The organism is Alkalibacterium thalassium, assembly GCF_900101165.1.
Lineage (GTDB): Bacteria > Bacillota > Bacilli > Lactobacillales > Carnobacteriaceae_A > Alkalibacterium > Alkalibacterium indicireducens.
This window is the reverse complement of record NZ_FNFK01000121.1, coordinates 1-1342: the sequence shown is the minus strand read 5'-3', so window position 1 is coordinate 1342 and position 1342 is coordinate 1. Positions and strand designations below refer to the sequence as shown.

Annotated in this window: 1 protein-coding gene; it reads left to right on the top strand. The window is 44.0% G+C overall.

Features of this window, described 5'->3' with window-relative positions; genetic code table 11:
• Window positions 1-271: 271 nt before the first annotated feature.
• Window positions 272-1180 carry an alpha/beta hydrolase gene (locus BLR76_RS11535; protein ID WP_091269069.1) on the top strand — a complete coding sequence of 303 codons (909 nt, stop codon included), beginning with the start codon at window positions 272-274 and terminating at the stop codon, window positions 1178-1180.
• The last annotated feature ends 162 nt before the right edge of the window (window positions 1181-1342 follow it).

Below are 1342 nucleotides of genomic sequence, written 5' to 3'. Positions count from 1 at the left end.
AGGTGTCTTTTTGTGTGTTTTTTGATAATTATTTATAAGAAGTTTCAATAACCGCAAGGGTTAAACCTGGATATTCAACTGCAAAACTTGAGTAAATAAGTTTAAACTGATCATACTCGATTAAGTCATCGCACAGGCACTGGATTAACAGGCTTGTCTGTGCTTTTTTATACAGACTTCAGAAAGCGATTACCTGTTAAATTGACATCAATTGACCGGACATATAAACTCATAGATAAGATATTCCCATTTGAAAGGTGTGTGTAATTGAATGTCCTATACTCCCGAAACAATGCCAAAATCTGAAGCGACAGCACCCGGGATGAAAACAGTCAAGGGTGATTTGACCAATATGCTTGCACGGGCGGACAGTGAAGACCTAGTCTACGCTAGAAAGAATGGCCATAATCTGAAGATCCGCATGGTGTATCCTGACCAGCATGGTAACGAAACGACACGCTACCCTGTAGTCGTTCATGTCCAGGGGTCAGCCTGGTTCAAGCAGAATCTGAATGGTCACATATTTGATTTCAAGGATATAGTGACGAGTGGATATATATTGGTAGTCGTCGAGTACCTGCCTATTCCAGATGCAACATTTCCCAGTCACGTCGAAGACTGCAAGACGGCGGTCCGTTATCTGGTCGATCATGCCGATGAGCTGCCTGTAGACATCACTAACCTATTCCTGTCAGGTGATTCCAGCGGCGGACATACTGCGCTGTTGAGCTGGGCCACATGGGGGACGGATCAACTGGATGCGTCCAGTAGGCCTCTTCCAGATATTAGAGGGATAATCGATTTGTATGGCGTTACTGATCTGACTACCATCAGCACACCTAACTCGACAGTCCCGCACGACGTTCCAACCAGTCCGGAAAATCTCCTTTTGGCTGATTTCTTATCAGATGGAGCAGTCGACAGAAAAATGGCGGGTACGGTTCATCATTATTTAAAAGACGATGTGACTTATCCCCCTTTACTGATCATGCACGGCAATAGAGACACAATCGTCCCTTTTGAGCAGAGTACGGAGCTGCATACGATCTGCACCTCGAGAGGCATTGACTCCACTTTCTACTGTGTAGACGAAGCTGATCACGGCGGTGGACCATTTTTCACTCAGGAAGTGATCGATATCATGATCGATTTCCTTCAGTCACATACTGCAAGTGATTAATCTCTACGCTCCGGAAATGCTAGAGAGAGTCCGATAGACGGGCTCTTTTTTTAGCCAATGGATTTCTAGCTATGTGTAAAGTTTATGTAGGAAGCAGAAAAATATAGGGTAGACAAAAAGAAAGAAGACCCTTAATCTAGAATTTGCAGAAACTAGAGAGAA